We start from the raw sequence: 14,446 nt of genomic DNA on the forward strand, positions 1-14,446 counted from the left end.
GTCGCCGACGAAAAGTATTACCAGCTCTATCTACCCCGCCTTGAGCGGGTTTTTTACGCCCGCGAATAGGAGGCTCCAATGAGCTCTGGCGCAAAAGTCGTTTCACACATCATCCCCGAGGTGACGCCGGGCGTTACCCCGACCGGCAACTGGGACACACTGCGCCTGACCGGCAACGCGCTGACCCCGACGGTCAACACCCAAGTCAGCGACGAGATCACCGACACCCGGCTGAGCCAAGGCTCGGTGGCCACCAGCATCGATATCGGCGGCGACCTGACGGCGGAATTCTCGTTCGGCTCGTTTGACCAGTTGCTGGAGGCCGCGTTTTACGGCAACTGGGCCGGCAACGTGTTGAGCGTAGGCGACACCCGCCACACATTCAGCATCGCCAAGGGCTACGACGACGTCGGCGTTTACGGGGTTTTCAAAGGTGCGCACGTCTCGACCTTCGCGCTCGATATCCCGTCCGACGGCAAGATCACCGCCACCTTCAACATGGCGTGCCTGGACTACACCGACAGCGAGACTTCGATCGTCGTCTCGCCGAACGCACCGACTACCACGCCGTTCCTGTCGAACAACAACGTCGGCACGATCCTGGTGAACGGCCAGTCGCTGGAAGGCGTGGCCTGTGTCTCGGCCATGACCGTGAACCTCGACAACAGCCTGCAGACTCAGCGCTGCCTTGGCTCCGATCGTCTCGGCCCGGGCGCGCACATCGCCACCGAGGCGGCGGTCACCGGCAGTATCACGCTGGCCTGGTCGAAGCGCGCGTGGGAAATCTGGAAGAACACCTTCACCCGTGCGCCGATCGCAGTTGTCTTCCCGATCACCGACTCGCTGGGCAATAAGTACACCTTCAACTTCCCAGCCGTGGAAGTGGACGGTGAGCTTCCGAACGGAGGTAAGCGCGACCTGATCGAGGTCACGCTGAACTACACCGTCGCCAAGCTCAGCCCGACCATCACCCGCGAAGCGGCTGATCCAACCCCGTAAACCCTTTGGCTCCCTCGGTTCAAACGCCGGCCGGGGGAGCCCTTTTATTGGCGTGGCGTTGAGGAATTGAAATGGCTCTGCAACTGGGCAAGAAGAAGCCGGCGATCGCCGGTGAGCGCTGGGCGAAGTTCGACGAAGACACCAAGATCCTGCTGGCCAGCATCGACAACCCTGAATATCAAGTCGCCCTTGAGCGCATGCGCCGCCGGATTCAGCGCAACGACGCGCGCTTCGAAGAGGGCCAGGTGGGCGTAGTCGCCGGCGAAATGACCGAGCACCAGAACCACGCGATGCTGCTCAGTCACTTCATCGTGAAGGACTGGGAAGGCGTGCTGGATGCCGACGGCAATCCGATCAAGTACAGCCCGCCAGTAGCTGCGGAACTGCTGGAGAACAACATCGAGTTCTTCCTCTTCGTCCTGCGCGAAGGCGCGCTGGCCGCAAACGATGCTGCCGAGGAGCGGGCTGAGTCGGTGGGAAAGCCCTTGCCCGCTTCGAGTGGGAGCAAGAGTGGGGCGGGGAAAGCGAGAAGCGCCGGGCGGTCTACTCGCACCTGAAGATGGCCATCCCGGGCGAGCCAGAGAATGACCCGCTGACCGCCTACCTGCTCAACTTGTACCGGAACGTGTCTCGCGGGCGCCGGTACATCGCCGGCATGGCCGGTGCGTTCCCGCTGCCGCTATCGGCGCGGGAGATCTCCGACTGGCTGGAGTCGCATCCATCACCGCTACCGCGCGATGAGATTGATGACGTGATATTTGCGCTTGATGCGGTGTGTTTGGCGAGTAGTGAAGAATGATTCGTGACCTGGATGCGGAAAGGAGAAACAATCTATGAGCCTAAGACGTAGAAAAAAGGCGCTCAATAATGTGCGAAAAAAGCTGCACCGTGAGCGCCAAATGAACACTTTTGAAACCAGAATGAGCTATGTGATCAGCGCAATTCTTGCATCGCCTTTCTAGTCTCTTTTGCAACTTCGATAATCTGTTTCGCAGGGCCTTCGAAAACTCTTCTGGCGTCCGGATCGCTTATGCCAGCAGGGGCCTCTATAGACTCCATCACCTTGTCGATGATCTTGCTTTCTTTGCCCGCTAGGATTTGGATGACACGTGTCATTGCCAGAAGCGCGGATAAAGTTCCTAGCGTTATAGGGGAGCTCATCCCATCTAGCGGATCTATCTTGCCGTCTTTCATGCGACCTCCAGGTCAAGCGCGCCGAGATTGGCGCTATCCCAGTCCTTGGGCTTGCAGGCAAGGGACTGGGGTTATCCGTTGCGTGAAGGCGAGAGGCTACTATCGGAGCCAGCATCGGCGTTACTGGGGATTCGTACAGGCGGAAGAAAGCCCGGGCGCGCCGGGCTTTTATGTGTCTATCCAACTGTAATTTCAATGCTCGCGTAGTTCATGAGAGCGAGCGTGCTGAGTCGAATGGATTAACGTCTCAAAGGTCTTTGCCAAGTCAAGATCGCCGCCGCCGTGGATCCACCCTACTAAGTAGGCCCGAGCAAGATGGAAGCGGTTTTGTACGTCTTGGTCGGATTCTGCTAGAGCAATATAGCTCTGCAGCTTCATGAAAAACTCGTTCGCTTGTTGCGGGTCAAGCGCATTGGGCTGTAACGGTTCCTCGAAAGGATTCATAGGGGTAGCTCCATAAGGTTGACTCAAGACTGACGATCAGTCGGCTTTTAGGGATTCGCCACCTTGAGGGAGTGCTGATATGGGAAATTGGCTCAGCTCTCGGCGGGTCTTGAATCTCATTACTCGTAGGTTGGGCAATTCGAGGAATCAATCGTGAGCTTGTTGGTCTTCGGGTCTAAATGAACGGTGCGCCCCTCAACATCGAGTCCGTTCTTGATAGCTTCAAATTCCTCTGCTTCGTGCGGCTTCAAAGTGACGGTCGTAACGTCGCCTTGGTAGCCGATCTCTATACGAATATTGTCTAGGAGAAGATTGAGATCATCGGCAGTCATTGTTTCGCTCATCGTTTTAATTCCTTTTCAAGGGCCCTGCGGGAAGGGATTTGGATTACCTAAAATTCCGCTCGCGAATCAGATCGTAGCAACGGCGCGCAACTGTCGCGAAGTAAAGACCGCTCAGGCCGAGCAACCCCAAAAAGCCAAGGGCTAGGACTGCATCGAGCGTCAGCGCATGGTCTCGTGACCAGTGGAGTAGCTCCACCGTTACACTGCCCGACACCCACAGGTAGTAGGCGCCTACGGCGAAGCTGGGGATCCCGATTAGCGAGAGCTTCCAATCGCTCAGTTCGGCATAGGTGTATTTTTTACGATTACGGAAAGCGCTGGTCATCTTCTTCAGTAGCGTCATGTGCATACTCCGTTTGCCATGGATGAAGCTGGTGGGGGCTGCGTCAAACCGACGAAAATTTTGCGCTGGATGCGGTGTGCCTGGCTGGGGATGAGGAGTGACGCCCTAGCTTAAAGTTGGGCCTACTCCTTCGGAAATTTCTTGCGAGGCTTGGGGCCTTTCGGCGATGCCGCTCCCTCCTGCCATGCATCAAGAACCTTCAGCATGGCATCCATTACCGCCGAGTTAAGGTCCTTCTTGGTGACGGGGCTGTCTTGATCGAGCGATGCCAACAAACGCTCCCTAGAGATGCGGGGCGTGACCGGCATTGGCTCGGAGTCTTGTTGAAAGAACGCGTGCTCTGGGTTCATCCGATCTCTGTCACTGATTCCCATTTCGTCAGGCTCGCCAACGCTGCGTTCTAGTCGCGCAACGATTTCAGCAGTCAGAGAGCGCCGGTTTCGCTTGGCGAGCGCCTCAAGCTCATCCTTTAGGGATGCGGGCATACGAAAATTGACCTGAAGGTCTACACGGCTCATTTGGTTGGCGCCTTTCACTGAAAGTAAAACGAGTAAAAGGATGAAGCACTTTGCTATAGACGGCAATAAAGCAAAGTGCTTTAATGAAAACCAAGCAAAGTGCTATAGAGGGAGAAAGCTGATGAGCAGGAAAGATCCGCAATTCAATCTGAGGTTGCCAGGGAGGTCAAGGAGTGGGTAGAGCAAAGCGCGAAGGAGAATTGCCGATCCCAGACAGCCGAGATTGTTTATTGGCTGACGGCGGCGAAGAGGCAGAAAGAGCAAGCAGTAGCTTGAAAATGAAGAAGCCCCAGTGCGGGAACACTGAGGCTTCGGAAAACGAGATCAACTTCGAGGAAGAAATCGTCATGTCGAATATTAGCACAGCGGTCTCCAATGTCATCCCGTTTGATTTCCGAGGCAATAGCATCCGCGCGGTGTCCATTGATGGTCAGCCATGGTTTGTAGCATCGGATGTTTGCCGAGTTCTTGATGTGGCGAACACAACCCAAGCAGTGCAGTCGCTGGATGAGGATGAGCGGTCTATGTTCAACATAGGTCGTCAGGGGCAGGCCAACGTGGTGAACGAGTCAGGGCTATATACGCTGATTCTGCGCAGCCGTGATGCCGTCAAGAAAGGCAGCAAGCCTCACGCATTCCGGAAATGGGTTACCGCCGAGGTATTGCCATCCATTCGCGAGCAAGGCCATTACCTTGACCAGCATGCAGTTATGGGAGATCTCGTCGGAGCCGTCATTGGCACCAGCGGCGAACATGTCCTAGATCGTGTGATTGATCAGAAGGCTTCACCAATTCCTCATTCGCTCCAGCGCAGCTTCAAGCAGACCATGAAAAGTCGTCTGCGCTCTCGCTTCAATGTGCACCGCACTGCGCTGATCCCAGCTGAGTGCCTGGGCGAGGCGTGCAACTTTGTTGCAGCCTACGCGCTGGAAGGCGAATGGATCGGTCGGCCCGACACCGACGGCCTGTTCTTCAACAATGAGGAAGTCGCCCACATCTACCTGCTGATGAGCCGTCATTTTTGCCTCATGGATGATCGCGAGGCGATTCTGGCTTCGGCGCGCACTCTTGATTCGCGCGTACTGATGAGGGTTTTCGACCAGATCAATGAGGGGCGAAGTTCTTTCGCTGCGCTCGATACTCGGAGGTCGGAAATTTACAGCATCTACCGCGCAAATGGCTGCTCACCCGGTGGTTATGCAATTGTTGCTTGATCTCAATTGAGCCAAGACCCCGCACTTGCGGGGTTTTGGTGCTTCCTGCGGATGGTGGTAGATTGCTGCCATCCTAGGGGAGTGCTCATGAAGAAAATTTACACAGTCGCAGGGGCTTTGTTTTTTTGCACTGCTGCGATGGCGGCGGATGCAGTAAAAGCGGCCTATGACGAGGCGTTTGCATCTGCAAGGGTGACGCTAGACCTGCAAAAAGAGTGCGAAGCGTCAGTAAAAAAGGATGATATAGGCCCGTGTAAACGGGCGATGAAAACCTACGAAAATTTCCGCGCCAAGGCTAAAAAATTCACTTCATCGGTTGATCCAAAGGATCTTTTCAACCATGTAACGCCGCAACAAATGGATAGCCTCACCGCGATGAATCAGAAGATTGGTGAGTCCATGGATTATGTGAACCAGTATTTAGAGGCGAGCAAATAGGTCGCCTAGTCTACGAACCGCAGTGCAGGCCGCCTTTCTTGGGCGGCTTTTTTTCGCCTGGAGAAAACAATGGCTCAGACATCCCGCTTGGTTCTGGAGATCGACAGCCGGGACGCCGAGCAAAAGGCTGCCGACACTCGAAAGGCACTTGAGGCGCTGGAGGGGGCAGGTCTTCGTGCTAAGCCAGTGATGGACAAGCTGGCAGACGGAATCGACAGCGTCGGCCAGTCATCGGAAGCCACGGGCAAAAAGGTCAAAACGCAAAAAGAACAGCTGGAAGAACTGCTGGGCAGCATTGACCCTGTCACCCGAAAGCTGGGCGAACTGGACAAGCAAGAGAAGGAACTCGCCAAAAACCGGAAGCTCGGCTTGATCGACGCGGATACCTTTTCCGAGTATCAAACGAAGATCAACACCACGCGAGCAGATCTCGGGCGCTTCAATACGGACCTTGGCAAAACCGGCATGACGGCAAAGGCAACTGCCGCTGCGCTGCGAGGTGTTCCAGCGCAGTTCACCGATATTGCCGTATCGCTACAGGGAGGGCAGGCGCCTCTCACCGTTTTCCTACAACAGGGTGGCCAACTCAAAGATATGTTCGGCGGTGTTGGGCCTGCCGCAAAAGCACTGGGCGGCTATATCCTTGGCTTGGTCAACCCGTTCACTGTGGCTGCTGCAGCAGTTGGCGTGCTTGGCGTGGCGTATTATCAAGGCTCGAAAGAGCAGGATGCCTATCGACTCTCCATCGTCACCACTGGCAATGCCGCTGGCACTACCACTCTCGCTCTGGCCGAGATGGCGAAGCGTGTCAGCGGCACCGTCGGCACCACAGCAGACGCCGCTGCGGCACTGGCCCAACTGGCCGGCACCGGAAAGATCGCAAGTTCAAGCTTTGAGCAAATCGCAACGTCCGCAATTGCATACGAAAAAGCCACTGGCAAAGCGGTTTCTGAGACGATCGCAGAGTTCGTCCGGCTCGCTGATGATCCTGTGAAGGCGGTTGCTGAGCTCAATAACAAGTACAACTTCCTCACGGCTGCGGTCTACGAGCAGATTCGTGCCGCGCAGGAGATGGGAGAGAAAGAGGCAGCGGCAGCTATAGCTCAAGAGGCGCTCGCCAAGGCGCTGGGCCAGCGCGCCGCGACGATCAAGGAAAATCTCGGAAGCCTTGAAAGGGCGTGGAACGATCTGGCTGGCGCGGCCAAAAGCGGTTGGGATGCAATTTTAGGAATCGGCCGAGAGTCGAGCGCCGGACCCGATCTGACCAAGCTGCGGCAGGAACTCGCGTACAGGAAAAGCCTGCTGGATACTGGCTTTGAAGACGATGATACCCGCGAGCGCATCAAGGCTATCGAATCCGAGATTGCCGCGTATGAAAAAAAGAGCAAAGCGCAGCAGGATTCTGCTGATGCCGAGGCAAAGAACGCGCAGATTCAGCGTGACGGCCAGGCTGCCTACGAAGGCTTCCAAAAAAGCATCGAGGATAATTTCACCAAGCGCCAAAAGATGAACAAGGCGCTGGAGGTCGAGGAAAAGCGCATCAATGCTGCGCGTGCGGCTGGCTATACGATCACTGCCGAGCAGGAGAAGACAGCGCTCAAAGCGATTCGTGAGAACTCGATCTACAAGGAAGCAGCAGAGAAAAAGCCCAAGGCATACCGCGAAGACGCCGGCATGAAGGCGCTTGATCAGGCCCGACAACAGTACGCCGTGCTGCAACAGCAGAACTCGCTGATCGGGGTGCAGAAGGGCGAGGTCGACAAGCTTGGTGCCGCCGGGCAGGCGCTGGTGAAGTGGGAGCAGGAGCTCGCCGACATCAAGGGCAAGCAGATCCTGACGGCCGACCAGAAGGCTTTGGTCGCGAACCAGGAACTGATCACCGTTCAGTTGAAAAAGAACGCCGCGCTTGAGAAGGAAAACCAGCTCAAGAAGATCTCCACGGAGGAGACGCAGAAGCTCGCGGCATTTCAGACCAATCTGGCCAGCCAACTGGCGAAGGCACAGACCGGGCTAGACAACAACCTCGCCGGCATGGGGCTGGGCGACCAGCAGCGTCAGCGCTTGCAGGAACAGCTCAGCATTGAGCAGCAGTACCAATCGCAGATGGACGCTCTGCAGCAGCAGCGCAACGAGGGGCGCATCAGCGAAAAGCTGTACAGCGAAGAGACTGATGCACTCCGCTCAGCGCTGCAAACCCGTCTCGCCATGCAGCAGCAGTACTACACGGACGTGGACAAGGCCCAATCGGACTGGGCGATCGGCGCTTCGTCGGCATTTCAGACCTATTCGGAGCAGGCGCGCGATGTCGCCGGCCAGACTCGCAATCTCTTCACCAACGCCTTCAGCAACATGGAAGACGGCATCATCCAGTTCGTGAAGACCGGCAAACTGTCGTTCAAAGATCTGGCGGACGGCATCATCGCCGACCTGATCCGCATTCAGGTCCGGCAGGCGGCGGTGGGCATCTTCGGCACAATCTTCAGCGGGCTTACCGCTGGCGCTTCAGCCGGCAATGGCCTCGCAGCCGGATCCGCCGGCGCAACGTCCTCTACGCTCGGCGCGTCCGCAGCCGGATACAGCTCTAAGTTCGGTTTCTCTGACGGCGGCTATACCGGCGACGGCGGCAAGTTCGAGCCGAAGGGCGTTGTGCACGGCGGCGAGTTCGTTGTCCGCAAGGAAGCGGTGAGCCAGCCAGGCGCACGGGAATTTCTCGAACGCATGAACGCGAACACCAAGGGCTATGCTGACGGTGGTTACGTGGGTGCGACGGCCGCTGGCTCATCGGTTACACAGAGCGGAGCGCAGGCGACTCCAGTGTCTCTGCCGCCAATCGTGAATAACCTGACGGTCAACGGCAACCCGGATCAAGACCAGCTCGCCAGGATGGAGGACGCAATGACGCGCGCGTCTAATAGGGCGTATCAACTGATGCTCGGTGACCTGAAGCGAAACGGCCCGGCTATGCAGCTCATAAGGAGAAACAGGTGAAAATTTCCGACATGGATATGGAAATACTGGTGCAAGCGATCGGCGAGGCGACTTATTCCGTTGTCTTCGCTGGCATAGGCGAGGGGACTCCTCCTAGCGAACTGCGCGCCATGGCTAATCTAAATGCCGAGATCATGGGACGCATCATGGCTGTTCTCAGGTGTGGCGATGAGGTCGGTCAGGAAATTTTTGGCCTGATCGACCTCGACGTTGCGCGGATGAAGGCGAGTTACGGTCAGTCATTCGGCGAGTTGCTCGGGCCTGGCGGAACGCTGAGCCAGCTCAACAAGACCTAACCCCGCTTATTTTCGAAGGAGTACTGCATGGCTCTCACGTGGCCGGCTTCGCTGCGCCCGTCAGAAATGACGTGGGGCATCGTCAACAACAGCAGGGCGTTCACCTCGACGCTCTCGAATGCCCAGCAGATCGTCGGCTACCCGGGCGCTTACTGGCAGTGCACCTTGACCTTCGGGCTGCTGACCAGAGCCCAAGAGCGCGAGTTGTCGGCGTTTCTAGGGCGACTGGATGGGATGTTCGGCACCTTCAACCTGCCTGCCTTCACCCGCCGGCGCACCAACAGCGTCGGCGCGCTCTCAGTGGTCACCGGCAACGCGCAAGCGCGGTCGATGGTCATCGGCGGCGCGCCGGCGAACGCCGCTGTGTTCGCCGAAGGCGACTACATCACCATCGCGGGCGAGATGTTCGAGGTAACCGATGCGGCATCGGCGAATGCACAGGGCAGGGTGACGGTGTCGCTCAACAAGCGGATCCGCAGGACGCTCACGGCCGGTACCGCCGTCGAGTACCTCAACCCCTATTCCGAAATGCGCATGACCACCGACACCTGGGCCATGTCCGTAAAGCCGGTGATCGCCAACGGCAGCTACCAATTCAGGGAGGCGTTCTGATGCCATCAGCATTCCCGTTCAGCCAGAGCGTGGTGAACATCATCGCCACCGGCCGATTCATGCCGTTGTATGCCGTGCAGCTCGACTTCGTCGACGGCATGGTCTTCGCGCATACAGGTACCGGTGATCTGGTGATCGACGGCATCACCTACCTTGGCGTGGGCAATTTTGGCCAAGTCAGCCAGTCGCAGGAGAGCGACAACTCCGGGTCGCCCATGTCGGTGGAACTGACCCTGAGCGGCTTGGATGCCTACATCCTTTCCGAAACCAACGTCCGAGGCTGCCGTGGGCGAATGGCCAAAGTCATGTTCGTGGTGTTCGACGAGTCCGGCAACTACGCGGCGGATATTCTGTTCTCCGGCCGGATGGACGCTGCGAAGTTCTCCTTCGCCGGCAATGGCGAGGACGGCAACAACATCACTGTCCCGGTTATCGATCGCATGGCCGAGTGGAGCCGCACCGGGACCGAGCGATTCACCGACGAAAATCACCGTGCGCGCCATCAGGGCGACAGGTTCTTCTACGCCATCGCCCAAATGTCCGAGTGGCCTATTTACTGGGGCTCGAAGAAGGACGCACCGACATTCACTTATGGAAGTTAGCCATGCGCTACCGAGACTGGACAACCCGTCTGAACGAAACGATCAAGGCCGCCCAAGAGCGGCCTTTTTCATGGGGCGAATTTGACTGCTGCCTGTTCGCCGCCGACTGCACGGCTTCGGTGTGTGGTGTCGATCCGGCAGAGAACTATCGCGGCAAGTACACGACGGAAACCGGTGCCAAGCGGCAGCTGAAGAAACAGCACGGCAGCCTTGAGGCTGCATGGGATACCCATTTTGCCCGGGTGCCGCTGCCGTTCATCCAGCGCGGTGATGTCGTGCTGTACGACGCGCCCGGCGGCCGAAGCATGGCCGTGTTCTGGGCAGGAGATTACTGGGCGGCGACCGATGACGGCGCCGCCCGGGTTGAGTGCGAGCCACTGGCCGCGTGGAGAATTGAATGAGCGGCGGCGTTAAAAAACTCGCATCGGTCGTCATTGGCGCGGTGGTTGGTTTTGCTCAGGGCGGACCATGGGGCGCGGTCGCGGGCGCAGCGCTTGCCTTTTACGCCGCCGAGCAGCAGGAAAAGCTGAACACCAAATCGCCCCTGCGCGACAACGAGCCGTCTGCCCAGACCGTACGCTCCTCGAAGGCACCCGTGCGGTTCATCCTCGGTCGCGTCTCGACCGGCGGCGTGCTGGTGTGGGCGCAAGAGCAGTCCGGCGATCAGGGCGAGGGCGAATGGCTGCACCTGGTGTACGTGCTGTGTGAGGGCGCAATCGAAGCCCTCGAAAACATCTACCTCGGCGAGGAAGAGATCGGCGCGTTCGGCCCGCTGGCCAGCTACGAGCTGGTCGTCAATCCGACTCAAGTCAACGCATTCCTGAAGGCAAACTGCCCCGACTGGAAAGACTCGCAGATCGGTCGCGGCCTGTCCTACGTGCGGGTTTCCCTGCGTTACAGCGCAGAGAAGTTTCCATCGGGCATCCCCGACACGCGTTTTGTGGTTCGTGGCCGGAATGATATCTACGATCCGCGCACCGGCGCGGCGGGTTACAGCGCAAACACTGCGCTGCACCTGCTCTGGTTCCTGCGCAACCGCTGCAACGTGCCGGACGATGAAATCGTTTTCGAGACCTTCGCCAGCGCGGCCAACGTCTGCGACGAAGGCGTGACCAATGCCGACGGCTCGACGAGCCAGCGGTATCGCACCGGCTGCGTGATCGGCGCGGACGAGCAGCGCACCGGCGTTCTCCAGAAGCTGGAAGCGGCGTCTGGCGGGCATTTGATTCGTGTTGGTGGCCGCTGGATGTTCCAGGCTGGCGCCTATTACGGCCCGTACGACTTCGAGATCACCGAGGACATGGTGATCGGCACAGTCACCGGCAGCACTGAGCCGACCAATGACACCGCGATCAATACCGTACGCGGCACCTTCATTGATCCGGAGCAGTCGTGGACCGAGACGGATTACCCGGAAGTCAGCGTAGCCGAATGGATCGTTGAAGATGGTGGCGAGGCGGCGGAGACGCTGACCTATTCCTATGTCACCAATCCGTACCAAGCGCAGCGCCTGGCGAACATGGAGCTGCGCCGGCGGCGCGCCGGTGGCGCTATCAGCATCCCGATGAACTTTGCCGGCTACAACTGCCGGCCGGGCCGCGTGGTTCGGGTGAACCTGCCGTCGCTGAACATCCTTGGCGAGTTCATCGTCTCCGACTGGTCGATGGGCGATCGCGAGGGCTGCACGGTTCAGGTCAAGCAGTACGAGCCTGCGATCTTCGATGACGCTGTCGGCCAGCCGTACAACCCGATTGGCTTCATCAATCTGCCATCCGGCGGATTGGGCACGCCAACGAATCTCGCGTGGACGCAGAACACCACGGCCGAGGTGACGCAGGGCGTTCTGTCGTGGACGCCTCCTGCTGGCGTGGTGAAGGAGTACATCGTCATCGTGCGGCAGGGGGCAACCGCGATTCAGTCGCACAACGTGCCTGCGACATCGACGGAATGCGCCATCAATGGCTTGCCGTCCGGCAACTACACCATGAGCGTGGCGGCTGCCGGCCCGATGGCGCGATCAGGAGAGGTGACGATCACCGTCAGCATCAACGGCCCGCCCATTCCGGAAAGCTGTGTGGTGCAGTCCTCGATCGACAACATCGTGCTGATTCCCAGCAACGCGCAGAACGGGCTGAATGGCGGCACCTATGAGTACTTCTTTAGCACGTCGCCGACTGCTACTTCGGATGACGCCGAATATTTAGGGCAGGGGCTTTCTTTTACGCACACTGGTCTGGGCTTCTGGACGAACTACTACTATTTCGTCCGCTCCTCCAATGCGTACGGGAAAAGCTCGTTCCTCTACGTGCCCGCGCAGACCTCGAACGATGTCTCGGCATACTTGGCGGCGCTTCTCGGCAAGATCACTCGCACCGAGCTGGGCGAGGACGTCCTGAGCGAAATCGACAAAATCCCCGGCCTTCAGGATCAAATCGACGCGCTAGATGGCCTCTCTGCTTACAAGCCTGACCAGGTCTATGAGGCCGGGCAAATGGTGGTCGAAGATGGGCGCATCTACCAAGCGACCGAGCAGGTGCCGATCAGCACTCCGCCGCCTAATGCCGATTACTGGCTGGATGTCGGTCAATCGATCGAAGCGGCGAACGGTCTTGCCCTGCAGGTGGCAACCAACACTACCGAGATTATCGAACTCGACGGCGAGGTCACGGCTCAAGCTACAGCCTTCGAGGCCCTTCGCGCCTCCTATCGAGACGATGACGGTGCTGGCGATCTCGCGGACGCGATCAAAAGCTATACCAACACGGCGGCGATTGCGTCCGAATCGAAGGTTCGCGCCTCCCAAAACGAGGCAATGTCGAGCCGTGTAACGAACTTCGACGCGAAAATCGGCGAGAACGCGGCGAACATCACCGAGCTTGAGCAGGTGGTGGCCACGAACGAATCGGCGACCGCGACGAAGATCGACCAGTTGAATGTTTCCGTTGGGGAGAACTCGGCAGCGATTCAGCAGACGTCCACAGCCTATGCGGACACGGCGGGTAAGCTGAACACGATGTGGTCGGTGAAGATGCAGGTCACAGCCAATGGGCAGTACGTCGCGGCGGGCATTGGGCTTGGCATTGAGAACACCGGGGCAGGATTGCAGAGCCAGTTCCTCGTCAGCGCTGACCGCTTCGCCATCGTCAACACCATTGCCGGCGGCGCCATTTCGGTGCCGTTTGCGGTAGAGGGTGGGCAGGTCTTCCTGAATACCCTTTTTGTGAAAGACGCCTCGATCGGAAACGCCAAGATCGGTTTCTTCATCCAGTCAGACAACTACATCGCAGGTGTTCAGGGCTGGCGCATCGACAAGGCTGGCAACTTCGAGCTGAACAGCCCGCTGGGCGGTGGCGCTCGCCAGGTCATCAACAACAACGGCGGCAAGGTGTTCGATGAGAACGGCGTGAAGCGCTACCAGTGGGGGAATCTGAACGCATGAGCTTCGGCATAAGGATATGGGGCGCCGATGGGGCGCTCCAGCTGGATGAGAACTCATTCACGATTCGCGTCGTGCTTTCAGTGCAAGTGACCTTCGCGCTTGGAGCCAGCAAAGGAACGCAGGATTTCGCCGTTCCCGGCGTAGGTCCTGGCAACGGAACAGCAATCGTGATCCCGATCGGTACCTATTCGCAGAACCAAATGCAGTTCGAAACCGAGATGCTCGACGGAGTCGTCCGCGTCTACAACTACACCCGGACGTACGCGGCGAGTACCACGTCTTCCGGAACCATGCGCTTGATAGTAATGAGGTGGAGCTGATGAGCTACGGCGTTCAGTTCACAAACAACAATAACGTCGTCACTTTGGATTCAGAGTTTGCGCGACTGATGGTCATCGCTTCAGGGCGATACGCACCAAACCAAGAGTCTGGGCTTGGCTCGGTTACCACGTTTGCCCGCCCAGTCACATCTCAAGAGCCTCCGCTCGTATTCGTGCGACCGGACACTATCAATGGGGTGGCGGGCCTGTGCCGCATGAGTCTTATCGGCTCTGCGGGTAACTGGACTGGCTTTTATGTCAGGGCATACGACGTCAGCGTTGCCGGCCTGAATGGGCGTTATTTTGTTGCCGCCTTTGGTGCCCAGCCAGTTGCTCAATATGGGATGCGCTTGTGGGATGGCGCCGGGAAACTGCTTTTTGACTCAGGCACGCCAAACGCAACGTTTACCCGTGCATTCCAGAACTGGACGTATGTCCGCTATGACACCACGCCTCAGGGCCTGACGCGGATCTTCTACAGCGTTCCGTTCAACTTCCCTGAGAACGAGTACATGTTGCTCAACACATTCGGCATGCCGATGACTTCAGGCAGCGGCATCCCTCGCGATCTTTATTGCTGGTGGGATTTCCCCAACAACACGCTCTACGCCATCACCATTGCGGCATCGAACCCCTTCGCTTTCTTCCTGCCGGCAGTGTTCGCAAAACAAGCCGCATAACCCCATTTATAGGAT

At 58.1% G+C, this 14,446-nt stretch carries 18 protein-coding genes; 13 read left to right on the forward strand and 5 right to left on the reverse strand.

Features of this window, described 5'->3' with window-relative positions:
* Positions 1-78: 78 nt before the first annotated feature.
* The 3 genes from AB4O12_RS07175 to AB4O12_RS07185 all read left to right on the forward strand — a co-directional run bounded on the left by AB4O12_RS07175 (position 79) and on the right by AB4O12_RS07185 (position 1,798).
* Positions 79-999, forward strand: a complete 921-nt coding sequence (locus tag AB4O12_RS07175; RefSeq protein WP_460061076.1) for a phage tail tube protein — start codon at positions 79-81, stop codon at positions 997-999.
* A 71-nt stretch (positions 1,000-1,070) separates the two neighbouring features.
* Positions 1,071-1,556 (forward strand): hypothetical protein, encoded by a 486-nt coding sequence (locus AB4O12_RS07180; RefSeq protein ID WP_460061078.1) that lies wholly within the window; start codon positions 1,071-1,073, stop codon positions 1,554-1,556.
* A 2-nt stretch (positions 1,557-1,558) separates the two neighbouring features.
* Positions 1,559-1,798: a hypothetical protein gene (locus AB4O12_RS07185; RefSeq protein ID WP_460061080.1), complete on the forward strand. Its 240-nt coding sequence runs from the start codon at positions 1,559-1,561 to the stop codon at positions 1,796-1,798.
* A 134-nt stretch (positions 1,799-1,932) separates the two neighbouring features.
* Here AB4O12_RS07185 and AB4O12_RS07190 read toward each other — a convergent pair whose 3' ends face one another.
* The 5 genes from AB4O12_RS07190 to AB4O12_RS07210 form a co-directional block, all read right to left on the reverse strand.
* On the reverse strand, positions 1,933-2,193 hold the full coding sequence (locus AB4O12_RS07190) for a hypothetical protein (protein ID WP_460061082.1): 261 nt from the start codon (positions 2,191-2,193) through the stop codon (positions 1,933-1,935).
* Between the two features lie 192 nt (positions 2,194-2,385).
* Complete coding sequence (locus AB4O12_RS07195; RefSeq protein WP_460061084.1) at positions 2,386-2,637, reverse strand: hypothetical protein; 252 nt, start codon at positions 2,635-2,637, stop codon at positions 2,386-2,388.
* Between the two features lie 119 nt (positions 2,638-2,756).
* Positions 2,757-2,981 carry a hypothetical protein gene (locus AB4O12_RS07200; RefSeq protein ID WP_460061086.1) on the reverse strand — a complete coding sequence of 75 codons (225 nt, stop codon included), beginning with the start codon at positions 2,979-2,981 and terminating at the stop codon, positions 2,757-2,759.
* A 43-nt stretch (positions 2,982-3,024) separates the two neighbouring features.
* Positions 3,025-3,324, reverse strand: a complete 300-nt coding sequence (locus AB4O12_RS07205) for a hypothetical protein (RefSeq protein ID WP_460061088.1) — start codon at positions 3,322-3,324, stop codon at positions 3,025-3,027.
* Between the two features lie 122 nt (positions 3,325-3,446).
* Positions 3,447-3,842, reverse strand: coding sequence for an Arc family DNA-binding protein (locus AB4O12_RS07210; protein ID WP_336352968.1), 396 nt, complete (start codon positions 3,840-3,842; stop codon positions 3,447-3,449).
* Positions 3,843-4,015: 173 nt separating this feature from the next.
* On the opposite strand from AB4O12_RS07210, the gene AB4O12_RS07215 reads away from it, so the two are divergent.
* The 10 genes from AB4O12_RS07215 to AB4O12_RS07260 all read left to right on the forward strand — a co-directional run bounded on the left by AB4O12_RS07215 (position 4,016) and on the right by AB4O12_RS07260 (position 14,431).
* The gene (locus AB4O12_RS07215) at positions 4,016-5,056 is read left to right on the forward strand and encodes a BRO-N domain-containing protein (RefSeq protein WP_460061091.1); all 1,041 of its coding nucleotides are present in this window, start codon (positions 4,016-4,018) and stop codon (positions 5,054-5,056) included.
* Between the two features lie 87 nt (positions 5,057-5,143).
* A complete protein-coding gene (locus AB4O12_RS07220) occupies positions 5,144-5,494 on the forward strand; it encodes a hypothetical protein (protein ID WP_460061094.1) in 351 nt (116 codons plus the stop codon).
* Positions 5,495-5,563: 69 nt separating this feature from the next.
* The gene (locus AB4O12_RS07225) at positions 5,564-8,482 is read left to right on the forward strand and encodes a phage tail tape measure protein (protein WP_460061096.1); all 2,919 of its coding nucleotides are present in this window, start codon (positions 5,564-5,566) and stop codon (positions 8,480-8,482) included.
* Positions 8,479-8,778: a hypothetical protein gene (locus AB4O12_RS07230; protein WP_460061098.1), complete on the forward strand. Its 300-nt coding sequence runs from the start codon at positions 8,479-8,481 to the stop codon at positions 8,776-8,778. The genes AB4O12_RS07225 and AB4O12_RS07230 overlap by 4 nt, the downstream gene beginning before the upstream one ends.
* Before the next feature lie 27 nt (positions 8,779-8,805).
* Positions 8,806-9,390, forward strand: a complete 585-nt coding sequence (locus AB4O12_RS07235; protein WP_460061100.1) for a hypothetical protein — start codon at positions 8,806-8,808, stop codon at positions 9,388-9,390.
* Positions 9,390-9,992, forward strand: a complete 603-nt coding sequence (locus AB4O12_RS07240; protein WP_460061102.1) for a hypothetical protein — start codon at positions 9,390-9,392, stop codon at positions 9,990-9,992. The genes AB4O12_RS07235 and AB4O12_RS07240 overlap by 1 nt, the downstream gene beginning before the upstream one ends.
* 2 nt (positions 9,993-9,994) lie before the next feature.
* Positions 9,995-10,393 (forward strand): DUF6950 family protein, encoded by a 399-nt coding sequence (locus tag AB4O12_RS07245; protein ID WP_315436109.1) that lies wholly within the window; start codon positions 9,995-9,997, stop codon positions 10,391-10,393.
* On the forward strand, positions 10,390-13,431 hold the full coding sequence (locus AB4O12_RS07250) for a phage tail tip fiber protein (protein WP_460061104.1): 3,042 nt from the start codon (positions 10,390-10,392) through the stop codon (positions 13,429-13,431). The genes AB4O12_RS07245 and AB4O12_RS07250 overlap by 4 nt, the downstream gene beginning before the upstream one ends.
* Positions 13,432-13,439: 8 nt before the next feature.
* A complete protein-coding gene (locus AB4O12_RS07255) occupies positions 13,440-13,751 on the forward strand; it encodes a hypothetical protein (protein WP_056786843.1) in 312 nt (103 codons plus the stop codon).
* Positions 13,751-14,431 carry a hypothetical protein gene (locus tag AB4O12_RS07260; RefSeq protein ID WP_460061106.1) on the forward strand — a complete coding sequence of 227 codons (681 nt, stop codon included), beginning with the start codon at positions 13,751-13,753 and terminating at the stop codon, positions 14,429-14,431. Before AB4O12_RS07255 ends, AB4O12_RS07260 begins: the two co-directional genes overlap by 1 nt.
* Positions 14,432-14,446: the final 15 nt, after the last annotated feature.

Source organism: Pseudomonas sp. S2_A05 (genome assembly GCF_054668485.1).

What these genes read in the sequence shown, in the direction of transcription:
- AB4O12_RS07205 (WP_460061088.1), bottom strand. Translation starts at nt 3,324, where the DNA reads ATGACGCTACTGAAGAAGATGACCAGCGCTTTCCGTAATCGTAAAAAA.
- AB4O12_RS07245 (WP_315436109.1), top strand. Translation starts at nt 9,995, where the DNA reads ATGCGCTACCGAGACTGGACAACCCGTCTGAACGAAACGATCAAGGCC.
- AB4O12_RS07240 (WP_460061102.1), top strand. Translation starts at nt 9,390, where the DNA reads ATGCCATCAGCATTCCCGTTCAGCCAGAGCGTGGTGAACATCATCGCC.
- AB4O12_RS07200 (WP_460061086.1), bottom strand. Translation starts at nt 2,981, where the DNA reads ATGAGCGAAACAATGACTGCCGATGATCTCAATCTTCTCCTAGACAAT.
- AB4O12_RS07195 (WP_460061084.1), bottom strand. Translation starts at nt 2,637, where the DNA reads ATGAATCCTTTCGAGGAACCGTTACAGCCCAATGCGCTTGACCCGCAA.
- AB4O12_RS07190 (WP_460061082.1), bottom strand. Translation starts at nt 2,193, where the DNA reads ATGAAAGACGGCAAGATAGATCCGCTAGATGGGATGAGCTCCCCTATA.
- AB4O12_RS07210 (WP_336352968.1), bottom strand. Translation starts at nt 3,842, where the DNA reads ATGAGCCGTGTAGACCTTCAGGTCAATTTTCGTATGCCCGCATCCCTA.
- AB4O12_RS07250 (WP_460061104.1), top strand. Translation starts at nt 10,390, where the DNA reads ATGAGCGGCGGCGTTAAAAAACTCGCATCGGTCGTCATTGGCGCGGTG.
- AB4O12_RS07235 (WP_460061100.1), top strand. Translation starts at nt 8,806, where the DNA reads ATGGCTCTCACGTGGCCGGCTTCGCTGCGCCCGTCAGAAATGACGTGG.
- AB4O12_RS07185 (WP_460061080.1), top strand. Translation starts at nt 1,559, where the DNA reads ATGGCCATCCCGGGCGAGCCAGAGAATGACCCGCTGACCGCCTACCTG.
- AB4O12_RS07175 (WP_460061076.1), top strand. Translation starts at nt 79, where the DNA reads ATGAGCTCTGGCGCAAAAGTCGTTTCACACATCATCCCCGAGGTGACG.
- AB4O12_RS07260 (WP_460061106.1), top strand. Translation starts at nt 13,751, where the DNA reads ATGAGCTACGGCGTTCAGTTCACAAACAACAATAACGTCGTCACTTTG.
- AB4O12_RS07225 (WP_460061096.1), top strand. Translation starts at nt 5,564, where the DNA reads ATGGCTCAGACATCCCGCTTGGTTCTGGAGATCGACAGCCGGGACGCC.
- AB4O12_RS07220 (WP_460061094.1), top strand. Translation starts at nt 5,144, where the DNA reads ATGAAGAAAATTTACACAGTCGCAGGGGCTTTGTTTTTTTGCACTGCT.
- AB4O12_RS07180 (WP_460061078.1), top strand. Translation starts at nt 1,071, where the DNA reads ATGGCTCTGCAACTGGGCAAGAAGAAGCCGGCGATCGCCGGTGAGCGC.